This window comes from Streptomyces nanshensis, assembly GCF_001751255.1.
Lineage (GTDB): Bacteria > Actinomycetota > Actinomycetes > Streptomycetales > Streptomycetaceae > Streptomyces > Streptomyces nanshensis_A.
Map to the genome: position 1 here is coordinate 1 of NZ_LJGW01000282.1, position 5,469 is coordinate 5,469.

Annotated in this window: 2 protein-coding genes and 2 pseudogenes; 1 reads left to right on the forward strand and 3 read right to left on the reverse strand. The window is 72.5% G+C overall.

Annotation, left to right across the window (positions count from 1 at the left end):
• Positions 1-340: 340 nt before the first annotated feature.
• A pseudogene (locus AN218_RS16630) lies at positions 341-2,909 on the forward strand (lysylphosphatidylglycerol synthase transmembrane domain-containing protein).
• Between the two features lie 151 nt (positions 2,910-3,060).
• On the opposite strand, the gene moeZ reads toward AN218_RS16630, so the two are convergent.
• The 3 genes and pseudogenes from moeZ to AN218_RS16645 form a co-directional block, all read right to left on the reverse strand.
• A complete protein-coding gene (moeZ, locus tag AN218_RS16635; protein ID WP_070017676.1) occupies positions 3,061-4,239 on the reverse strand; it encodes an adenylyltransferase/sulfurtransferase MoeZ in 1,179 nt (392 codons plus the stop codon).
• A 61-nt stretch (positions 4,240-4,300) separates the two neighbouring features.
• Positions 4,301-5,263: a spherulation-specific family 4 protein gene (locus AN218_RS16640; protein ID WP_079132246.1), complete on the reverse strand. Its 963-nt coding sequence runs from the start codon at positions 5,261-5,263 to the stop codon at positions 4,301-4,303.
• Positions 5,251-5,469, reverse strand: a pseudogene (locus AN218_RS16645) (reductase); the annotation flags it as partial. The gene AN218_RS16640 and the pseudogene AN218_RS16645, both read right to left, overlap by 13 nt.

Here is a 5,469-nt window from a genome sequence, read left to right on the forward strand (position 1 = left end):
AACGTCCGGGCGGTCCGGGCCGCACGGCTCCCGCGAATGGCAGGGCACGGAGGCGGAGTCCGAGCAGCGGGCCGCGGAGGAGGGCGAACAGCCGGGCGCCGCCGGGGAGTCGGCGGACGGAAAGCCCACCGCCCGGGACCAGGACGGGCACGGTTCGGATTCCGGTACGGGTTCCCGTTCCGGCTCGGACTCCGGGTCGGGGTACGGGCGTGAGCAGGAGCCCGGGAGAGAACGCCGGGAGTCCGCACCGGGCACGGCCGCCGACCACCGCGAACCCGCCGAACCCGTCGAGCCCTCCGAGCCCCCGGAACCCTCCGACGCCGTCGAGAGCGACGAGCCGCTGCTCTCCGCCCGCGTCCACCGCCCCTCCGATCTCCTCCGCTTCGGGCTCGGCCTGCTGGCCATCGCCGTCGTCCTGACCATCGCCAACTTCGCGCACGGCACCACCGCCGGGCTGGAACAGGACATCGACAAGGGCACCCAGCAGGCGCCGCCGCTGCTGATCAGCATCACGGGCCTCGCGTCGAGCATCGCCATCCTGCTCGTCCCCGTCGCGTTCGCCATCGAACGCCTCATCAAGCGCGACGGCCTGCGCATCGCCGACGGCGTGCTCGCGGCCGTCCTCGCACACGGCGCCTCGCTCGCCGTGGATCTGTGGGTGGCGCGGGCAGCGCCCGACTCCGTACGCGAGGCGCTCACCAAGCAGATCACCGACACCGACCTGACCACCCCGGTGCACAGCTATCTCGCCCCCGTCATCGCGTACATGACGGCCGTGGGCATGGCACNCCGTCCTCTTCCCCGGCTACTCGACGCTCTTCTCGATCATCGTCACGGTGCTGATCGGCTGGTCCGTCGCGTACGGCACGCTCTACGCGGTCGGCACCCCCAACGTCCGCCCCACGGGCCAGACCCTGCTGGCGGGGCTGCGCCGCGTCGGCTTCCATCCGGTCGGCGCCAAGCGCGTCGAGGACGCCGACGTCTTCGAGGCGACGGAGCCGGGCGACCACGGGCGGCGCTATCTCGTCACGCTGGAGAACGGACCGCCGATCGACGTCACCGTCGTCGACCGCGAACAGCAGGCGCACGGCTTCTTCTACCGGGTGTGGCGGCGTCTGACCCTGCGGGGCATCATCCACAGCCGCAGCCTCCAGTCGCTGCGGCAGGCCCTCGAACAGGAGGCGCTGCTCGCGTACGCGGCGACCGCCGCCGGGGCCAACGCCCCGCGCCTCGTGGCGACTTCGGAGCTGGGCCCGGACGCGGTGATGCTCGTCTACGAGCACATCGACGCCCGTACGCTCGACTCCCTCCCCGACGAGGAGATCACCGGCACCCTGATGCGCGCGGCCTGGCGCCAGGTCGAGGCGCTCCAGTCGCGCCGCATCACGCACCGGCGGCTGGTCGGGGACGCGCTGCTGGTCGACAGCTCCGGCACGGTCTTCCTCACGGACATGCGCGGCGGGGAGATCGCGGCGGGCGACGTGGTCCTGCGCATGGACATCGCCCAGCTCATGACGACGTTCGGGCTGCGCGTCGGTGCGGAGCGCGCGGTCGCCGCCGCGGTCGACGTGCTCGGTCCGGACGCGGTCGCCGACAGCCTGCCGATGCTCCAGCCCATCGCGCTCAGCCGCCGTACACGGCACACGCTGCGCCGGCTCGCCAAGGAACGGGCGCAGCGCGAGCGCGAGGCCGTCATCGAGGCCTCGCGCGCGGGCAAGGAGGCCAAGGGCGCCGCGGGGACGGGCACGGAAACGGGCACGGGTACGAGCGCCGCCCGCTCGGCCGACGCCTCGGGCACGGCCCACGCGCACGTACGCGGCGGACCGGCGAAGGCGGACCGCAAGTCGCTCCGCGCCGAGAAGAACGCCGAGAAGCGCGCCATCGACGACGCCCTGGAGGAGGCGCGCGAGGAGGACCTGCTCGCGCAGATCCGCAAGCAGGTCCTGCTGGTCCGCCCGCAGGCGCCCATAGAGCCCGCCCGGCTGGAACGGGTCAAGCCGCGCACCCTGGTCACCTTCATCGCGGGCGCGCTGGCCGCGTACTTCCTGCTCTCGCAGCTCACACAGGTGCAGTTCGGGCAGGTCGTCGGCGAGGCCAACTGGGCCTGGGTGGGCGGCGCCGCGCTCTTCTCCGCGTGCACCTACTTCGCGGCGGCCATGGCGCTGCTGGGCTTCGTACCGGAGAAGGTGCCGTTCCTGCGTACCGTCGTCGCCCAGGTCGCCGGCTCCTTCGTGAAGCTGGTCGCGCCGGCGGCCGTCGGCGGCGTCGCTCTCAACGCCCGCTTCCTCCAGCGCTCGGGCGTACGGCCCGGCCACGCGGTGGCGAGCGTCGGCGCCTCACAGCTCTTCGGCCTCGGCAGCCACATCACGCTGCTGCTCTTCTTCGGCTATCTCACCGGCACCGAGCACACGCCGACGCTCTCGCCGTCCCGCGGGGTCATCGCCGGGCTGCTCGCGGCGGCGGTGCTGGTGCTGATCGTCACGGCGATCCCGGCGCTGCGGCGGTTCGTCTCGACGCGGCTGCGCTCGCTGTTCGCGGGGGTCGTGCCGCGCATGCTCGACGTGGTGCAGCGTCCGCGGAAGCTGGTGACGGGCATCGGCGGCATGCTGCTGATGACGCTGCTGTTCGTGATGTGCCTGGACGCGTGCGTACGGGCCTTCGGCCACGACGCGAGCTACGCGAGCATCGCCGTCGTCTTCCTCGCGGGCAACGCCCTGGGGTCGGCGGCTCCGACGCCCGGCGGTCTCGGCGCGGTCGAGGCGGCGCTGATCGCCGGTCTGATCACCTTCGGGGTGCCGAAGGAGATCGCGACCCCGGCCGTGCTGCTCTTCCGGCTGCTGACGCTGTGGCTGCCGGTCGGGCCGGGGTGGCTCTCGTTCTCGCATCTGACCCGCAAGGGCGAGATCTGACGGACGCCGGCCCGGCGGCCCCGCACATACCGCCGCCGGCCCGGAACGCGGCGTACGCGCGTCCGGACCGGCGGGGTCGGAGACAGGGGCGGCGGGTGCGCCACCGGATCCGCAGACCTGCGAACTCTGCGAACCGGCGGGCCCGTCGGGGTCAGTAGACCGGCTTGTCCGGCTCGATCTGGTTGACCCAGCCGATGACGCCGCCGCCGACGTGCACGGCGTCGGAGAAGCCCGCGTCCTTCAGTACGGCGAGGACTTCCGCGGACCGGACACCCGTCTTGCAATGCAAGACGATCTTCTTGTCCTGCGGCAGGTCCTGGAGCGCGCCGCCCATCAGGAAGTCGTTCTTCGGGACGAGCCTGGCGCCGGGGATCGAGACGATCTCGTACTCGTTCGGCTCGCGCACGTCGATGACGTCGATGGCCTCGCCGTCGTCCATCCACTCCTTGAGCTGCTTGGGAGTGATGGTGGAACCGGCCGCGGCCTCCTGCGCCTCGTCGGAGACGACGCCGCAGAACGCCTCGTAGTCGATCAGCTCGGTCACGGTCGCGTTCTCGCCGCACACCGCGCAGTCCGGGTCCTTGCGGACCTTGACCTGGCGGTAGCTCATCTCCAGGGCGTCGTAGATCATCAGGCGTCCGACGAGCGGTTCGCCGATGCCCGCGATCACCTTGATCGCCTCGTTCACCTGGATCGAGCCGACCGACGCGCACAGCACGCCGAGCACCCCGCCCTCGGCGCAGCTCGGCACCATGCCGGGCGGCGGGGGCTCCGGGTACAGGCAGCGGTAGCAGGGGCCGTGCTCGCTCCAGAACACGGACGCCTGGCCGTCGAAGCGGTAGATCGAGCCCCAGACGTACGGCTTGTTCAGCAGCACGCAGGCGTCGTTGACGAGATAGCGGGTGGCGAAGTTGTCCGTCCCGTCGATGATCAGGTCGTACGGGGCGAAGATGTCCATCACGTTCGAGGAGTCGAGGCGCTCCTCGTGGATGTCGACGGTGGTGTGCGGGTTGATCCCCAGCACGGTGTCCTTCGCGGACTCCGCCTTGGAACGCCCGATGTCCGACTGGCTGTGGATGATCTGGCGCTGGAGGTTGGACTCGTCGACCTCGTCGAACTCCACGATGCCCAGCGTGCCCACGCCCGCGGCGGCCAGGTACATCAGGGCGGGCGACCCGAGGCCGCCCGCTCCGACGCAGAGCACCTTGGCGTTCTTCAGCCGCTTCTGCCCGTCCATCCCCACGTCGGGGATGATCAGGTGGCGCGAGTACCTGCGGACCTCGTCAACGGTGAGCTCGGCGGCCGGCTCGACCAGGGGTGGCAGCGACACGGAAACTCCGTCGGTCGGTGGAACGTACGGTTGTTCTTCCGTAACACTGCCACGCACGGTCTCATTCCGAGACACCCGGTCCGAGACGCGAGACGAGCTCGTCCCAGTAGCCGGGCAGCGCCTCCCAGGGGTTCTGACCCCGCCGGTCCGTACGGTCGGTGAACCAGACCGTGCCCGCCCCCTGCCAGCGCGCGACCCGCAGGGCCTCGTCGAGATGCATCCGCGGGACGCCGTGCACGAGATGGCAGAAGCGCTCCGGCGGATGGTCCGCCGTCCACGCGGCCGCCTGCGACCAGCGGTACTCGGGCCACGAGCCGCGGAAGGTCACCAACTGGTCGGCGAGATCCGCGTATCCGGGATGCGGATGGGTGCCGTGCCCCAGGACGACCAGGGCGCGGCCCGTCCCCGCCCCGAGGCGGGGCGAGAGACGGGCCGCGGAGGCCGTCGCCGTGGCGCCGGTGCCGTCCTGGTAGCGCCGCTGCTGGGCGCAGAGGGCGCGCAGGGTCGTCACCGTACGGGAGGTCTCGGCCAGTTGAGCCCGGCCGGCCGGACAGCCGTCGAGGTAGAAGCCGTCCACGCCGTACCAGTCGAGGAACCGGTGTGCGTCCGGGACGAGTTCGCCGAACGCACGCGTGCCCTCCCGCAGCGCGAGCCGGCCCAGCACCCGCACGCCCGACGCGCGCAGCCTGGCCGCCGCCGCCAGGCAGTACGCGTCGGGGCGCGTTCCGGGACCGGAGGAGGCTCCCGCGGAGGAGCTTCCGGGACCGGAGAAGACGTCCAGGACCGCCCAGCGCACCGGGACTCCGGGCCGGGTGAGCGCCGCCCACTCGACGGGGGCGAGCATCGGGTGTGCCCAGCCGGGGACGCCGAGTCCCGTACGGCCGGCGGGTTCCGGCCCGTCCGCCGGACGGGCTGCTTCCGTACGCACCGCGGGTCCCGCGGGTCCGGCCGGTCCGCCGAGTGGAGCGGCAGGTCGTGCGGCCGGTGCGCGGGGCACGCCGCCGGGAGTCGTCAGATGCGGCATGCCGCCTCCATCCAGATGTCGGCCAGCGACTCCTCCAGACCGATGCGGGGGCGCCAGCCGAGGCGGTCCCGTGCGGTCCGCACGTCCGCCTGCTGCCAGCTCCCGCAACCGTCCGGATAGGGCTGGTGGGACGGGCGCTCGGCGGTCGCGGCGGGTGCGCCGGACGCCGCGGCCGGTACGGACGGGACGGTCGCCGTGCCCGCACA